At 58.9% G+C, this 14,132-nt stretch carries 13 protein-coding genes and 1 pseudogene; 5 read left to right on the top strand and 9 right to left on the bottom strand.

What is annotated here, in order from left to right; genetic code table 11:
* Positions 1 to 21: 21 nt before the first annotated feature.
* From ROLI_RS13820 to ROLI_RS13845, 6 genes are all read right to left on the bottom strand, one after another.
* Positions 22 to 1,239 carry a CaiB/BaiF CoA-transferase family protein gene (locus ROLI_RS13820; protein ID WP_187429172.1) on the bottom strand — a complete coding sequence of 406 codons (1,218 nt, stop codon included), beginning with the start codon at positions 1,237 to 1,239 and terminating at the stop codon, positions 22 to 24.
* Positions 1,236 to 2,012, bottom strand: coding sequence for an enoyl-CoA hydratase/isomerase family protein (locus ROLI_RS13825; RefSeq protein WP_187429173.1), 777 nt, complete (start codon positions 2,010 to 2,012; stop codon positions 1,236 to 1,238). The genes ROLI_RS13820 and ROLI_RS13825 overlap by 4 nt, the downstream gene beginning before the upstream one ends.
* Positions 2,009 to 3,289, bottom strand: coding sequence for a TRAP transporter large permease (locus ROLI_RS13830; protein WP_187429174.1), 1,281 nt, complete (start codon positions 3,287 to 3,289; stop codon positions 2,009 to 2,011). The genes ROLI_RS13825 and ROLI_RS13830 overlap by 4 nt, the downstream gene beginning before the upstream one ends.
* Positions 3,289 to 3,855 (bottom strand): TRAP transporter small permease, encoded by a 567-nt coding sequence (locus ROLI_RS13835; RefSeq protein ID WP_187429175.1) that lies wholly within the window; start codon positions 3,853 to 3,855, stop codon positions 3,289 to 3,291. Before ROLI_RS13835 ends, ROLI_RS13830 begins: the two co-directional genes overlap by 1 nt.
* Positions 3,856 to 3,966: 111 nt before the next feature.
* Positions 3,967 to 4,947, bottom strand: coding sequence for a TRAP transporter substrate-binding protein (locus tag ROLI_RS13840; RefSeq protein WP_187429176.1), 981 nt, complete (start codon positions 4,945 to 4,947; stop codon positions 3,967 to 3,969).
* A gap of 56 nt (positions 4,948 to 5,003) precedes the next feature.
* The gene (locus ROLI_RS13845; protein ID WP_187429177.1) at positions 5,004 to 6,161 is read right to left on the bottom strand and encodes an alanine--glyoxylate aminotransferase family protein; all 1,158 of its coding nucleotides are present in this window, start codon (positions 6,159 to 6,161) and stop codon (positions 5,004 to 5,006) included.
* Between the two features lie 190 nt (positions 6,162 to 6,351).
* Between ROLI_RS13845 and ROLI_RS13850 the strand changes: the two genes are divergently transcribed.
* The 3 genes and pseudogenes from ROLI_RS13850 to ROLI_RS13860 all read left to right on the top strand — a co-directional run.
* Positions 6,352 to 9,189: an FAD-binding and (Fe-S)-binding domain-containing protein gene (locus ROLI_RS13850; RefSeq protein WP_262386429.1), complete on the top strand. Its 2,838-nt coding sequence runs from the start codon at positions 6,352 to 6,354 to the stop codon at positions 9,187 to 9,189.
* Between the two features lie 16 nt (positions 9,190 to 9,205).
* Positions 9,206 to 9,898, top strand: coding sequence for a GntR family transcriptional regulator (locus tag ROLI_RS13855; protein WP_187429179.1), 693 nt, complete (start codon positions 9,206 to 9,208; stop codon positions 9,896 to 9,898).
* Between the two features lie 548 nt (positions 9,899 to 10,446).
* Positions 10,447 to 10,590 (top strand): annotated as a pseudogene (locus ROLI_RS13860) (IS630 family transposase); the annotation flags it as partial.
* A 57-nt stretch (positions 10,591 to 10,647) separates the two neighbouring features.
* On the opposite strand, the gene ROLI_RS13865 reads toward ROLI_RS13860, so the two are convergent.
* Positions 10,648 to 11,340, bottom strand: a complete 693-nt coding sequence (locus tag ROLI_RS13865) for a helix-turn-helix transcriptional regulator (protein ID WP_187429180.1) — start codon at positions 11,338 to 11,340, stop codon at positions 10,648 to 10,650.
* A 72-nt stretch (positions 11,341 to 11,412) separates the two neighbouring features.
* On the opposite strand from ROLI_RS13865, the gene ROLI_RS13870 reads away from it, so the two are divergent.
* Together ROLI_RS13870 and ROLI_RS13875 are read left to right on the top strand one after the other, a co-directional pair.
* A complete protein-coding gene (locus tag ROLI_RS13870) occupies positions 11,413 to 11,736 on the top strand; it encodes an NIPSNAP family protein (RefSeq protein WP_187429181.1) in 324 nt (107 codons plus the stop codon).
* Positions 11,733 to 12,086 carry an antibiotic biosynthesis monooxygenase gene (locus tag ROLI_RS13875; protein ID WP_187429182.1) on the top strand — a complete coding sequence of 118 codons (354 nt, stop codon included), beginning with the start codon at positions 11,733 to 11,735 and terminating at the stop codon, positions 12,084 to 12,086. Before ROLI_RS13870 ends, ROLI_RS13875 begins: the two co-directional genes overlap by 4 nt.
* Here ROLI_RS13875 and ROLI_RS13880 read toward each other — a convergent pair.
* Both ROLI_RS13880 and ROLI_RS13885 read right to left on the bottom strand, forming a co-directional pair.
* Positions 12,083 to 13,483, bottom strand: a complete 1,401-nt coding sequence (locus ROLI_RS13880; RefSeq protein ID WP_187429183.1) for a TRAP transporter large permease — start codon at positions 13,481 to 13,483, stop codon at positions 12,083 to 12,085. The two genes, ROLI_RS13875 and ROLI_RS13880, sit on opposite strands and share 4 nt — an antisense overlap.
* Positions 13,483 to 14,112 carry a TRAP transporter small permease subunit gene (locus ROLI_RS13885; protein ID WP_187429184.1) on the bottom strand — a complete coding sequence of 210 codons (630 nt, stop codon included), beginning with the start codon at positions 14,110 to 14,112 and terminating at the stop codon, positions 13,483 to 13,485. Before ROLI_RS13885 ends, ROLI_RS13880 begins: the two co-directional genes overlap by 1 nt.
* Between the last annotated feature and the right edge of the window lie 20 nt (positions 14,113 to 14,132).

The following is a 14,132-nucleotide window of genomic DNA, read 5'->3' on the forward strand; positions in this document are numbered from 1 at the left end:
TTCCTCTTTAGGTTTCGGTGATTAACCCTGCGATCGCTGCGCAACAACGGCCTTTGCGTCGATCAAGCCTTCAATTTGCGCGGCCGTATATCCCATTTCACTTAGAACTTCCCGTGTGTGCTGCCCAAGCAGCGGCGCGGCGGTTTCGACCCCGGCAGGTGTTTGGCTGAATTTCACCGGATGGCCGAGGGTTCGCATTCTACCTGCGCGCGGGTGATCGACCTCCAGGATCATGTCACGCGCAAGGGTCTGCGGATCACTGTGCATTTGCAGTATATCATTCACTGGCCCAGCAGGCAGGTTCGCCGCTTCCATCTGCGCCAGCCAGTTGGCAGTCGTGTCGCGACACAGATAGCCATTCAGGATCTCGATCAACGCAGGCAGGTTGCGGATGCGTTCGGCGTTCGAGTTGAACCGCGGATCCTGATCCAGTTCCGGGGCCTTGATCACATCGAGAAACCGTAACCAGTTGCTTTGGTTCGCCGCCCCCACGTTGATCCACCCGTCGCTTGTGCGAAACGCCTGATAGGGCGCGTTGAGCGGATGCGCAGAGCCCAGCGGCTCCGGGGTCTTGCCGGTGGCAAAGGCGATGGCGGATTGCCAGTAGGTCTGCACAATCGCGGCCTCAAAAAGCGACGTGTCCACCTTCTGCCCCTGCCCGGTCTTGAGCATATTGGAATAGGCCGCACAGACCCCCATGGCACCCAGAATACCGGCGTTGATGTCGGAGATGGGCGCGGCGACCTTGACCGGCGGGCGGCCCGGCCCCTCACCGGTAATTGACATGAGACCCGACATGCCTTGGGCAATCAGATCGAACCCGCCGCGTTCCGCATAAGGCCCCGTGCGCCCGAAACCGGAAATTTCACAATAGATCAGCCGGGGGTTGATTTTTGTCAATTCATCATAGGAAAGCCCCAGTTTTTCCATCGTTCCTGTACGATAATTCTCAACCACCACATCGGCCTCGGCCAGCAGTTGGCGCAGAATTTTCACCGCATCGGGGGCCTTGAGGTTCAGCGATATGCCGCGCTTGTTGCGGTTCATCATCATATAGGCGGCGGCCTCGCCGTTGATCTCGGGCGGGGTAAAGCGGCGGCTGTCATCGCCGGTGGGTTTCTCCACCTTGATCACATCCGCGCCCATATCCGCCAACATCACCCCACAGACCGGCCCGGCCATGATATGGGCAAGTTCAATCACCTTGACGCCCTTCAGCGGTCCGCTCTTTGCGCTCATTTGCCCGTCCAGACCGGTTTCTTTTTGTTCAGAAAGGCTTCCATCCCGATGCGAAAATCATCGCTCATGTAGCAGGATAAGATCAGATCAGAATCCTCCACCTGCGCGACCGTGCGATTACGCCGCATCGCCTCCTTGGTGGCGCGCAGCGTCAGGGGGGCCATGCTCCCGACCTGCTCGGCCAGTTCAGTGGCGCGTAACAGAAGCGTGGTTTCATCCGGGAGCACTTCGCTGACCAGCCCGATATTCAACGCTTCCGCCGCCTCGATCAACCGCGCGGTAAAAATCAATTCGCGCACGCGCCCCGCCCCGATCAATTCGGACAGGCGCGCAAGATTTCCGGCCCCCAGACAATTGCCCAGCGTGCGCGCAATCGGAAAGCCGAACTTGAGGCTGGCCGAGGCGATGCGGAGATCGCAGGCCGCCGCAATCGAGCCCCCGCCGCCGGTACAGGCCCCGTTGATCGCCGCGATGGTCGGCACCGGGCAGCATTCAACCGCGTTTAAGACCGCATCAATCTGGTGTTCGTAATCCAGCGCGTCCTGCGGCGTGTCAAAGGCGCGAAACTGCGTCATGTCCGTACCGGCGGCAAAGGCCTTGCCGCCCGCGCCCGATATTACCACCGTGCGCACGGACCCGCCTGTCGGGACGCCGCGACAAAGTTCTGCCAGCCGTTCATACATGGCGAAAGTCAGCGCATTGCGCGCCTGTGGCCGCTGAAACGTGATCCACAATACGCCATCGCGCAATTCATCCGTGATTTCACCATTCATCGATAAAAATACTCCACAAGGAACATCGGCACCGAAGGCACATAGGTGCAGAGCATCAACACGGCGAGCAACACAGCGACAAACCAGACGTTGACCTTGGAGACCTCCCAGATGTTGGCACGCGCCACCGAACAGGCGGTGATCAGCACCGAGGCCACGGGCGGGGTTTGCTGTCCGATCGCGAGGTTCAGCGTGACCACCAGCCCGAAGTGCACCGGATCAATCCCCGCCGCCGTGATCAGCGGGATGACAATCGGGATCACCAGAATGATGGCGGCTGCGGAGTGCAGAAAGAAACCGACGATCAGGAAAAAGAAGTTCAGGATCAGCAGGATCGCCCATTGCTGCGTGGTGATCGACAGGATGCCTTCGGCCAATTGCTGCGGGATTTGCGCGCGGGTCAGGAAGCCGCCCATCAGCACGGAGGCCGCCACCAGCAACATCACCACAGCTGTCTGGATACCGCCGTCCAGCATGGCCCGGCGCAGGTGGCTGAAATCGAGATTACCGTACCAGGCAGAGACGACCAGCGAGGCCAGAACGGCCAAACCCGCCGCTTCGGTCGCGGTAACGTAGCCGCCAAAAATACCGCCCAGAATGATCACCGGAAGGGTGAAGGCGGGCAGCGCATCGATAAAAGTTTCACGCAAACGGCACAGGTTGAACGCCGCTTCGGTCGGGAAATTGTAGCGTTTGGCAAAGAGATAGGCGACACTCATCAGCCCTGCGGCCCCCAGCAAGCCCGGTACGATCCCGGCCACGAACAGCTGTTCCACAGAGGTGTTTGCAGACGCCGCATAGAGGATCATCGGGATGGAGGGCGGAATGATGATGGCCAGCGACGCAGAAGAAGAGGTGACGGCGGCGGAGAATTCCTTGGAATAGCCGCGCTTTTTCATCTGCGGGATCAGGATGGAGCCCATCGCCGCGACATCCGCGACGGCGGAACCGGAGATTTCGGCGAAAAACAGGGACACGCCGATGTTGACCATCGCCAGACCACCGCGAATGAAACCGATGATGGCGGTCACGAAATTGATCAGCTTGTCGGTGATCCCACCCGCGTTCATGATGGCCCCCGCCAGCACGAACATCGGGATCGCAATCAATGAGAACTTGGTGGAACCATCATACATATCGAGCGCAATGGTCACGAGGCTGTCCGTACCTTCGGTAAAGAGCAGCCCCAAGACACCGCACATCGCAAGCGCCACGGCGATGGGGATGTTGATGCAGATCATCAGGAGCATCGCAATGAAAATTCCGGTGATGAGCATCAGACGCGGTCCTTGTTCTTTTCGAGTTCGGTTTCGACCTCTTCTTCGATCTCGGCATGTTCAAGCGATACACCTGCGGCGGTGAGCTTGAGGTATCCCGGCAGGCTCAGAATCTGGCAGATCATGAAGAGAATGGCCCCTATGGGGATGACCGATTGGGTCAGCTGTATCGGGACCCATGTGAGGGAGATCAGCGTATCCCCCGCCAGCACTTCGAGCACCTGCAACCCCGCACGCGCCATCAGAAAGAAAAACGTCAGCACGATGATTTCGCCGACAATCAATGCCGCGATACGGAATTTGACCGGCATGGCGAGCAACACCGAGTCAAAGCCGATGTGGCGTCGATGCAGTGCCGCCAGAGCGGAACCGTAATAGGTGATCCAGGCCAGCATGATCGCGGCGACCTCATCATACCAGGAGAAGCTTTGCCCCATCAGCCGCGCCAGAACCGCCATAGTGACCACAAGCGTCAGAAGGATCATCAGGCTGATGGTGATCCATTCGAGCAGTTTGCTGAGCAGGCGATTGATGCGCGACAGCGTGGGATAAGAAGCATGTTCCATGTCGGCCAGACCTGTTTGAGTGCGAACGGTGCCATCACGCGCAAAACGCGGATGCAAATCGTTTCTACATAGGAAACCGGCGGCAGGGATCGCCTGCCGCCGCGTGATCCATTAGCCGGAATTACCCAGACCAAGCACAGTGTCGATCATGTCCTGACCACCCTCGACCTCATCCGCGAACTGCTTATAGATCGGCTTGGAGGCCTCGATGAAGGCGGCTTTGTCGGCGGTGTTCACTTCGACGCCCGCGTCCTCGATGACCTTCAACAGGCTCGCCTCAAGCTCGGCGGCTTTTTCATAGGTGAAGTCCTGTGTCTTATTGGCGCAATCCGTCAGCCCCGCCTGCATATCCGCAGGCAATTTATCAAACTGCTTTTTTGACGCCAATATATACGCAGGCGTATAGACGTGACCGGTCACGGAGAGGTATTTCTGAACCTCCTGAAACTTGGCCGATGCGATCTGTGCATAGGGGTTTTCCTGCCCGTCGATCACGCCCGTCTGCAAGGCCGTGAACACATCCGAAAACGCCATGGGCGTTGGGTTCGCGCCATATTCCTGGAACATCTTCAAACGCCACACGCCGTTGGGGGTGCGCAGCTTGACCCCTTCGAGATCGGCGGGCACGTTGATCGGACGCACATTGTTGGTGATGTTGCGAAACCCGTTTTCGGCCAGCCCGACGATATGATACCCGTTTTCATGGGCTGCGTTCTGGAAGGTTTCCATCATCGCGCCTTGGACGCGGCGCATATGGTCGCGGTCGGCGATGATATAGGGCATCTCGAAAATGCCGAAGGAATCATCCACCGACGACATGATCGAAGAAGGCAGCGCGAAATCGACCTGCGCCAGCTTGAGCTTTTGCAGCAACTCCTTGTCCTTGCCCAGTTGCGAGGAGCCAAAAGTCTGGACCTCGACCTTGTCGGGCATCGCCCCGTTCACGCAGGCGGCGAAATTATCCACCGTGACCTCAAACAAGGAGCCCGGTGCGCCAACATGGCCGAATTTCATCGTCATATCGGCCGCAAAAGCACTCGTCGCCATACCGATGGCCGTGGTTGCAGCCAGCAAATTTGCAATTACTTTCATGAACTTCTCCTCCCAGAGTTTATTTTTCTATGTTCAGCCCCTGCGGGGCTTAGATTTCAGGCCAGCAAGCGCATCGCTGCTTGCACGCCACCCTCCGCGTGGGGCACATTTGCCTTTTTGAGCCCCATTTCGACACCTGCCAGCGTGCCGACAAGCATCAGATCGTTGAAATCACCCAAATGGCCAATGCGGAACACCTTATCCGCCACTTTGGACAATCCATTGCCAAGCGAAATGTCATAATGTTCCAGCGTTGAGGCGCGGAATGCATCCGCACTATGACCTTCGGGCAACCTTACCGCCGTGAGCACACCGCTTTCCTGACCCTGCGCGAAACACAGAACCTCAAGCCCCCAGTGCCGCACAGCCGCGCGGGCCGCCGATCCATGGCGGGCATGTCTGGAAAACACATTCTCCAGCCCTTCTTCGTGCAACATGTCGATGGCCTCGTTCAGCCCATAGAGCAGGTTGGTGCCGGGCGTGTAGGGGAAATAGCCGGTCTTGTTCGGCCCGACCATTTCTGCCCAATCCCAATAGGAGCGTTGCAGTTTGGCGGATTTGTTCGCGGCCATGGCCTTGGCGCTCGCGGCATTGAACGACAGGCCGGGCGGCAGCATCAGACCTTTTTGCGACCCCGACACGGTAACATCGACGCCCCATTCATCATGCTGGTAATCCAGCGAGGCCAGGCCCGAAATCGTATCCACCATGAAGAGCGCGGGATGGTTTGCGTTGTCAATCGCCTGGCGTACCGCGGCAATGGGCGACACCGAGCCGGTTGAGGTCTCGTTATGCACGACGCAAACGGCTTTGATTTCATGCGCTTTATCTTCGGTCAGATAGGCCTCGATCTGATCAGGATCCGCGCCGCCGCGCCAATCCCCCTCAATGAACTCGGCCCATAGCCCGAGTTTTTCGGCCAGCTTCTTCCAGAGCGTGGCAAAATGCCCGGTTTCAAACATCAAGACCCGGTCTCCCGGCGACAGCGTATTCACCAGAGCGGCTTCCCATGCCCCTGTCCCCGATGCCGGGTAGATGAACACATGCTCTTGCGTCTTGAAGATCGATTTCAATCCGTCGAGCGCGCGCAGGCCTACCTTGGCAAAATCCGGTCCACGGTGATCAATCGTCTGTTGCGAAATCGCGCTCAGGATCCGGTCCGGCACCGCGCTAGGTCCGGGAATTTGCAGGAAATGGCGGCCAGCTTTTCTCATCACGGTCGGTCTTTCACTCAGAGTATTCAAATTCAGCCACAAAGACGCAGCACTGCTTTTCAGTTGATCCAACGTAATTTTGAATTCATAATTAAGTCAATCAGAATATTAGCAGCCTTGCCCCCATCGCATTGGAATGAAAATGTCTCAGCTCTCAGCCCTTCTTAAAAATCGTGTTGAAGGCGATCTGATGTTTGATCGTTTTGACCGCGGGCGTTATGCGACGGATGCATCGCTTTACCAGATGATGCCGCTTGGGGTTTTGTCACCGAAATCCGAGGATGACATCCACGCGGCGCTTGAAATTGCCCGCGCGCAGGGCGTCTCGATCCTGCCACGCGGGGGCGGCACGTCGCAATGTGGACAGACCGTCAACGAAGCGCTGGTTTTGGATAACACCCAGTATTTCAACGACATTCTGGAACTGGACGTCGAAGGCCAGCGCTGTGTCGTGCGTCCGGGCATCGTGCTGGATGATCTGAACCGGGCGCTGAAACCGCATGGGTTGTGGTTCCCGGTGGATGTCTCCACCGCCTCGCGCGCGACCATCGGGGGGATGGCGGGCAATAATTCCTGTGGTGGGAAATCGCTGCGCTATGGCATGATGCGCGACAATGTTCTGTCCATCGACGGATTTCTGGCGGATGGCAGCAAGCAGCATTTTGGACCCGTCGAAACACCCCCGCCCCCTGGGTTAATGGCGGATATGCTGTCTCTGGGCGCGCGTGAGGCCGCTGAGATCGACGCGCGATTCCCCAAAGTCATGCGCCGCGTGGGCGGGTATAACATCGACGCGCTGGTGCCCGCCGCGCGGCCCAACAACCTCGCGCACCTTTTGGTGGGGTCTGAGGGCACGCTGGCTTATTCCACCGCGATTGAATTGAAACTCTGGCCGCTGATCCCGCACAAGGTCCTGGGGATCTGCCATTTTCCGACCTTTCATCATGCCATGGATGCGACCCAACATCTGGTCACGCTCGCGCCCCAAGGCGTCGAACTGGTCGATTCCACAATGATCGCTTTGGCCCGTGACATTCCGCTGTTCCGCGCCACGATTGAGGAGGTCGTGACCGGTACGCCTGAAGCGCTATTGCTGGTGGAATTTGCTGAAACTGACCCGAGCCTGCACCGGGGAAAACTGCGCGACCTTGACGCCATGATGGGCGATCTGGGGTTTTCCTGGCGCGGCTCGGGGGACAATTGGGGCGGTGTGACGCAGGTCACGGACCCCAAGATGCAGGCACGTATTGCCGATCTGCGCAGCTCCGGGCTCAACATCATGATGTCCATGAAGGTGGACGGCAAGCCCGTGTCTTTTGTCGAGGATTGCGCCGTGGAATTACCCGATCTGGCGGCCTATACCGCCGGTCTGACAGAAATTTTCGAGCGATACGGCACCAAGGGTACGTGGTACGCGCATGCCTCTGTCGGCTGTCTGCATGTGCGCCCGGTTTTGAACATGAAGCTCGATAAGGACGTCAAAACCATGCGCGCCATTGCCGAGGAATGTTTCGACCTCGTGGCACGTTACAAGGGCTCGCATTCGGGCGAACATGGCGACGGGATCGTGCGTTCGGAGTTCCACGAAAAGATGTTCGGGCCCCGCATGGTTGCGAATTTTGCCGAAGTCAAAGAACGCTTCGACCCCGAGGGGCTGTTCAACCCCGGCAAGATCGTGAATGCGCCAAAAATGGATGATCGCCGCCTGTTTCGCTATGGGCCCGATTACACCGTGCCTGATTTCAAGACCGAATTGGACTGGTCGGACTGGACCGGGGGCGGTGCCGGGTTTCAGGGCGCGGTGGAGATGTGCAACAACAACGGGGCCTGCCGCAAGCTCAAGGGCGGCGTGATGTGCCCGTCTTTCCGGGTGACGCGCAAGGAACAGGACCTGACGCGGGGGCGTGCCAATACGCTGCGGCTGGCGATTTCGGGACAATTGGGGCCGAACGCACTGAGTTCGGATCAGATGGCCGAGACGATGAAACTTTGCGTGTCCTGCAAGGGGTGCAAGCGCGAATGCCCCACAGGTGTGGACATGGCGCGGATGAAAATCGAGGTGCAATCTGCACGCTCCAAAAAGCACGGGATCAGCCTGCATGACCGTCTGGTCGGTTTTCTGCCGCGCTATGCGCCCATGGTGTCGCGCCTCCCCTTCCTCGCCAATCTGCGCAACCGTGTGCCCGGCCTGGCCCGATTGAGCGAAAAACTCACCGGCTTTACCGCGACGCGGGACCTGCCGATCTGGAGTGGGGACCCGTTTCGTGACACGGAAGTGACGCCGCAGGACACCCCGAAGACCGTCCTATTCGCCGATTGCTTCAACCGGTATTTCGAACCGGAAAACCTGCGCGCGACCCTCAAGGTGTTGGCGGCGGCGAAGGTCCCGGTGGAGATTGCCGCCGCCCCGACAGGTGCGCGCCCCTTATGTTGTGGGCGAACTTTTTTATCCGCCGGGCTGGTCGAGGAGGCCAAGGTAGAAGCGCAAAGGCTGGTGGATGCGCTGCTGCCATACGCCCGCGCCGGTGTGCCGATCATCGGGTTAGAGCCCAGTTGCCTTTTGACGCTGCGCGATGAGATCCCGGCGCTGATCCCCGGAGAGGGCACCGCCTTGCTGGCGCAGCACGCGCGCATGCTGGAGGAATATATCGCTGATCAGGCGGATAACCCGGATTTCACTCTCCCCCTGACCTCGCCTGCGCACAAAGTGATGGTGCACGGGCATTGCCACCAGAAAGCCATGGGCGTGATGTCGGGCATCGAGAAAGCCCTGTCCCTGCTCCCGGACACAGAAGTCGAGGTGATCGAGACAAGCTGTTGTGGGATGGCCGGTGCCTTTGGATATGGCAATGACACCCACGAGATTTCGCGCAGGATGGCCGAGGCCGACCTGATCCCGGCCCTTAATGTGGCCAGTGAGGACACGGTGATTGTCGCAGATGGCACGTCTTGTCGGCACCAGATTGCGGATCTAAGCACGCGCAAGCCGATCCATATCGCGCGCTTGCTGGAACAGGCCTTGAAATGAGCAGACAGGACACACCATGACGCATGCCCCCGCACCGCAAACCATCCTGCGCAAATCCCTGCATCACGAGTTGGTGGATCGCCTGCAAAACCTGATCATCAACGCCGAATTGGAACCGGGCAGCAAAGTGCCAGAAAAGACGCTTTGTGATACGTTTGGGGTATCACGCACGCCGCTGCGCGAAGCCCTGAAGGTGCTGGCCTCGGACGGTTTGGTGCGCCTTGAGCCGAACCGCGGGGCCTGGGTGACGCAGGTCACGGTGAGCGAAGTGGAGGAAGTTTTCCCGGTGCTGGGCGCGCTGGAGGCTTTGTCCGGGGAATTGGCCTGCAAACACATAAGCGACGCTGAGATCGAGCAGGTACGCGCGCTGCATGCCCAGATGATCGAGAGCTATGAGCGGCGCGATCTGGATGCCTATTTCACCATCAACCAGAAAATCCATCGCGCCATTCTGCTGGCGGCGCGCAATGCGACGCTGACCACCTCTTGTCAGGCGTTGTCGCTGCGCATGCAGCGCGCGCGCTACCTGGCGAATATGACCGAAGGGCGCTGGTATGAAGCCGTGCAGGAGCATGAGAACATCCTGAAATACCTCAGCGCGCGTGACGCCAAAGCACTGGCGCAGACGCTGCTGGAGCATATGGACGCCAAACGTCTCTCGGTGATCCGCTGGCTGGAAGCGCAGGAGGCCAGAACGGAGCAGCCCTGAGCTTGGTATGCCTGTTGACGGTGCCGGCGGTTCCAGGATCGAAAACCTCGCCAGCTGCGGATTTTTTTGGATCACGTTAAAGCGTTTCGCGTTTGATGTGAATTGAACGGGGATTCACAAGATGTCATTTGTCTGATTCACTTTCTTTGGGAGGTGGATTATGGGCAAGCCTTACTCTTTGGGCTTTCGGGAACGGATTTGTGCGTATGTCGCCGGGGCATTCGGCGCGTGCTGCGGGGCGTGTATTTGGTGTGAGTGCCGCGACGGCTGTGCGGTTTGCGGCGCAGTATCGGAAACGGGGCACTATTTTTGCGAAACCGCAAGGCAGGCCGCCCGGACGGTTTGGCAAGCGGGCCCCGCATCTCGACTTTCTTCTCGATATCATGCGTGCAGAACCAGACATCACGTTGAAGGAACTGGCCGCCGCACTGTGCGAGACACGTCAGGAGTGGATCACGCGCCGCCAGCCAAGGATGCGGCAGCGAACCTCACGGGCTGGTCTTTATTGCTTCTCGGGACATTGCTGCGCAATACCCTGACGGCCAATGATCGAGATGGCTTTCTCAAAGCTCAAAGCCCACCTGCGACGGATCGGGGCCAGAACCTTCGAAACCCTTGGCGACATATGCGACCTCTTCGATCCCCAAAAATGCTGGAACCTCCTCAAGGCTGCCGGATATGCCTCAGATTAAATACAAAACGCTTTAGGATGCGCTCAGCACGCCCACTCAACGCACGCACCCCTACGTTCAAGGTAGGCAATTCCCGATCAGCTCGGATTGAAACGCCTGCTCACCGCGGCTTGAAAAACCCACCACCCGGCTGTCGGCTCGGCGTTTTGCCCAGCCGCGCGCCTCGATTTCAGACAATAGCGCTCGCCCGAGACTGCCCGCCAGATGCGAGCGGCGCGCGCTCCAGTCCAGACATTCCTTGCACAAAGGCGATTTTTGAGATCGAAGCCGTGTCACATCCACGCCGAAACCTTGCACAAAATCATCCCCGCGCGGTGTCAGTTGCAAAACACCAACCTCTATCACCAAAAACCCGCGCCCCATAAAGCTGTCAAACAACGCGATGCCCATATCCCCCGCCAGATGGTTGTAACAGACGCGCGCCTTGCGCAGGGCTTCGTCTTTGGGACCAGTGCGCGTGCGCAGATGGCCGGTTTTGACCGCAAGCCCCATCAACCCTTCGAGCACCTGCGCCACGTCCTCATTGGCGAGCGAGAAATACTTATGCCGCCCCTGTTTCAGGAGCCGCAACAAACCTCCCGCGTCCAGTTTCGCCAGATGCGAGCTGGCCGTCTGGCTGGTGATCCCGGCCTCTGCGGCCAATTCGGTGGCTGTCAGCGCCTTGCCGGTCATCAGTGCGGTGAGCATATTGGCACGCGCAGGATCGCCCATCAGGGCAGCGATGCGGGCGATATCAGGGCCTTCTTTCATAGTTCGACCCTAGTCGAAGCATTAAGTGTGATCAATCCGCTATGTCCGGGTTCAGACATGAAAGGAAACCCTATGCTGACCTGTATTATCCGCTACCAGATCGACCCCACCAAGAAGGCTCAATTCAACCAATACGCCCGCAATTGGGGGCAAGCCATCCCGAGATGTGGCGCAGATTTGATTGGCTATTACGCCCCGCATGAAGGATCATCGACGCTGGCTTATGGGATCTACAATGTGGCAAATCTCGCCGATTATGAGGCTTACCGCGCACGGCTTGCAGATGATCCTTTGGGCCGTGAGAATTATGAGTTTGCGCAAAGCGAAAAGTTCCTGCTGCGCGAACATCGTACATTTTTGAAACTGGCCTCTGCGCCACATGGAGAGCACAAGTGATTGCCGTGATATTCGAAGTCGAACCCGCAGAGGGGCGCAAGGAGGATTACCTTGCGATCGCCGCCAAGATGCGCCCAATGTTGCAGGAGGTCGAGGGGTTCATTTCCGTGGAACGGTTCCAGAGCCTGACCAACCCCGACAAGATCCTGTCGCTGTCGTTCTTTGAAGACGAGGCGGCGTTGAAACGCTGGCGCACTCTGAGCGCGCATCGCGGGGCGCAAAGCGACGGGCGCGCCGGGGTGTTTGCGGGCTACCGCCTGCGCGTGGCGGGTGTGATCCGGGATTACGGCATGTTTGATCGCGATCAGGCCCCCGAGGATAGCAAAGCGGCCCACACGGTGGCACCCTAACCCGCGAGCGAGGGTAGGAAGAGAACGATCCCGGGGAAGGCCACCAACAGCGCGATGGTCACACCATCGGCGATGAAAAACGGCGTCACACCCTTGAACACGTCCTGCACGGTCAGGTCATCGCGCACGCCCGCCACCACAAAGCAGTTGAGGCCAATGGGCGGGGTGATCAGACAGAATTCCGCCATCTTCACCACCAAAATCCCGAACCAGATCGCGCACATCGGCCCGGACATGCCAAAGGCGCTGTCGGCGGCGGCGACGTTTTCACCACCATTGAGCGCCATGACCGCCGGATAGACCACCGGCAGCGTCAGGAGCAGCATGCCGATGGCATCCATAAACATGCCCAGCACCGCATAGGCCAGCAGGATGCAGATCAGGATCAGCATCGGCGACATTTCCAGCGAGGTGATCCAATCGGCAAAGGCCTCGGGCAATTCGGCAAACCCAAGGAAGCGCACATAGATCAGCACGCCCCAGATGATCGAGAAGATCATCACTGTGAGCTTGGCCGTATCGAGCAGTGCGCTTTTAAGTTGCGGCCAGCGCATGCCACGATAGAGCGCCATCAGGAAGATGATAAACGCGCCGATGGCGCCGCCCTCGGTCGGTGTGCCCCAGGCATCGCCGAAGGGGTTGTAGACAAAGAAGATAATGATCACGACCACTGCGAAAATCGGCAAGGCGGGGGGGAGTGATTCAAAGCGTTCACGCCAGGTGAAACCGCCCACCGGCGGACCGACGTTCTTGAAAATCATCGCAATGCCGATGATCAGCGCAGCGTAAACCACGGCGGAGAACATGCCCGGCAGGAACCCTGCGAGCAACAGTTTGCCCACGTCCTGTTCTACGATGATGGCATAGATCACCAGGATCGCCGAGGGGGGGATGAGCGAGGCGAGCGTGCCCCCTGCGGCGACCACACCGGCGGCGAATTGTTTGTTGTAGCCGATTTTGAGCATCTCGGGGATGGCGATGCGGGCGAATACGGCGGCTGTTGCGACCGAGGCGCCTGATACGGCGGCAAACCCGGCGGTGGCAAAGACCGTGGAGACCGCCAGCCCGCCCGGCACCCAGGCGATCCAGCGTTTGCAAGCGGTGAAAAGGGCGGTGGTGAGTTTGGCGTGATAGGCCATATAGCCGATCATGATGAAGACCGGGATCAGGCTCAGCACCTGTGCCGAGACCTTGGAATGCGGCGTGAGACCGGCGATCTTGACGCTGATCTCAACGGCTCTCCAGAAGCGTTCCGGGTCGTAGTCAAACCCGTTCCAGCGCAACCACACGAGACCCACAAACCCGGCCAATGCGGCGGCAAAAGCCACGCGCATGCCCAAAACGACGAAGGTCAGCAGGCCCGCACTGACCCATAATCCGATTTCGATAGGTTCCATCAGTCCGCCCCGTCCAAGCTTTCGGCCTCAAGGCGCGCCTGTTCCGCCACGCTCAGGTTCAGTGGCACGGCCACCGGATTTTCCAGCCCCAGTACCAGCGCGCGCCCGTAGCCCCAGGTTTGCAGGAGCAGCCGCAAAGTCAAAACTCCGAACGCGACCGGCACCACCAGCTTGGAGGGCCAGACCGGCAAGCCGACGTCAATCGAGCTGTCCCGGCTGCACCAGGGGCGCGCACAATCAAACGAGCGGTCGAAGTGTTCCCACGCCCCCCATGTGAGCGCGACAATGACCAAAAGTATCAACAACACCGAGACCAGTTCGAAAAACCACAGCATGCGCCCCTTGAGCGCGCTGACCAGCATATCCATGCGCACATGGGTGCCGTCGCGTTGAACATAGGACACGCCCATGATCGCGATAATCGGCATCGCCGCCTCAATGTAATCGACATATCCGGCCATCGGGGAGGCAAAGAACTTGCGCCCCGTCACCGAATAGGCGGCCAGAAACATCAGCGAAAAAATCGCCAGACCACTGAGCAGAGCGCAGAATTTTTCCAGTGGTAATAATGCACGGTCCAGCCTGCTGAGCAGACTGGAATCTTCGAGCACGGCTGCGGATCCCGCCATCGCTCTGCCCCCTTTTTAGG

Source organism: Roseobacter fucihabitans, from assembly GCF_014337925.2.
In the GTDB taxonomy this organism is placed as follows: Bacteria; Pseudomonadota; Alphaproteobacteria; order Rhodobacterales; family Rhodobacteraceae; genus Roseobacter; species Roseobacter fucihabitans.

Excerpts from the sequence above, each read along its gene's own strand:
- ROLI_RS13845 (WP_187429177.1), bottom strand. The coding sequence starts at position 6,161 with ATGAGAAAAGCTGGCCGCCATTTCCTGCAAATTCCCGGACCTAGCGCG.
- ROLI_RS13850 (WP_262386429.1), top strand. The coding sequence starts at position 6,352 with ATGTTTGATCGTTTTGACCGCGGGCGTTATGCGACGGATGCATCGCTT.
- ROLI_RS13870 (WP_187429181.1), top strand. The coding sequence starts at position 11,413 with ATGCTGACCTGTATTATCCGCTACCAGATCGACCCCACCAAGAAGGCT.
- ROLI_RS13835 (WP_187429175.1), bottom strand. The coding sequence starts at position 3,855 with ATGGAACATGCTTCTTATCCCACGCTGTCGCGCATCAATCGCCTGCTC.
- ROLI_RS13865 (WP_187429180.1), bottom strand. The coding sequence starts at position 11,340 with ATGAAAGAAGGCCCTGATATCGCCCGCATCGCTGCCCTGATGGGCGAT.
- ROLI_RS13830 (WP_187429174.1), bottom strand. The coding sequence starts at position 3,289 with ATGCTCATCACCGGAATTTTCATTGCGATGCTCCTGATGATCTGCATC.
- ROLI_RS13885 (WP_187429184.1), bottom strand. The coding sequence starts at position 14,112 with ATGGCGGGATCCGCAGCCGTGCTCGAAGATTCCAGTCTGCTCAGCAGG.
- ROLI_RS13825 (WP_187429173.1), bottom strand. The coding sequence starts at position 2,012 with ATGAATGGTGAAATCACGGATGAATTGCGCGATGGCGTATTGTGGATC.
- ROLI_RS13820 (WP_187429172.1), bottom strand. The coding sequence starts at position 1,239 with ATGAGCGCAAAGAGCGGACCGCTGAAGGGCGTCAAGGTGATTGAACTT.
- ROLI_RS13840 (WP_187429176.1), bottom strand. The coding sequence starts at position 4,947 with ATGAAAGTAATTGCAAATTTGCTGGCTGCAACCACGGCCATCGGTATG.
- ROLI_RS13855 (WP_187429179.1), top strand. The coding sequence starts at position 9,206 with ATGACGCATGCCCCCGCACCGCAAACCATCCTGCGCAAATCCCTGCAT.
- ROLI_RS13880 (WP_187429183.1), bottom strand. The coding sequence starts at position 13,483 with ATGGAACCTATCGAAATCGGATTATGGGTCAGTGCGGGCCTGCTGACC.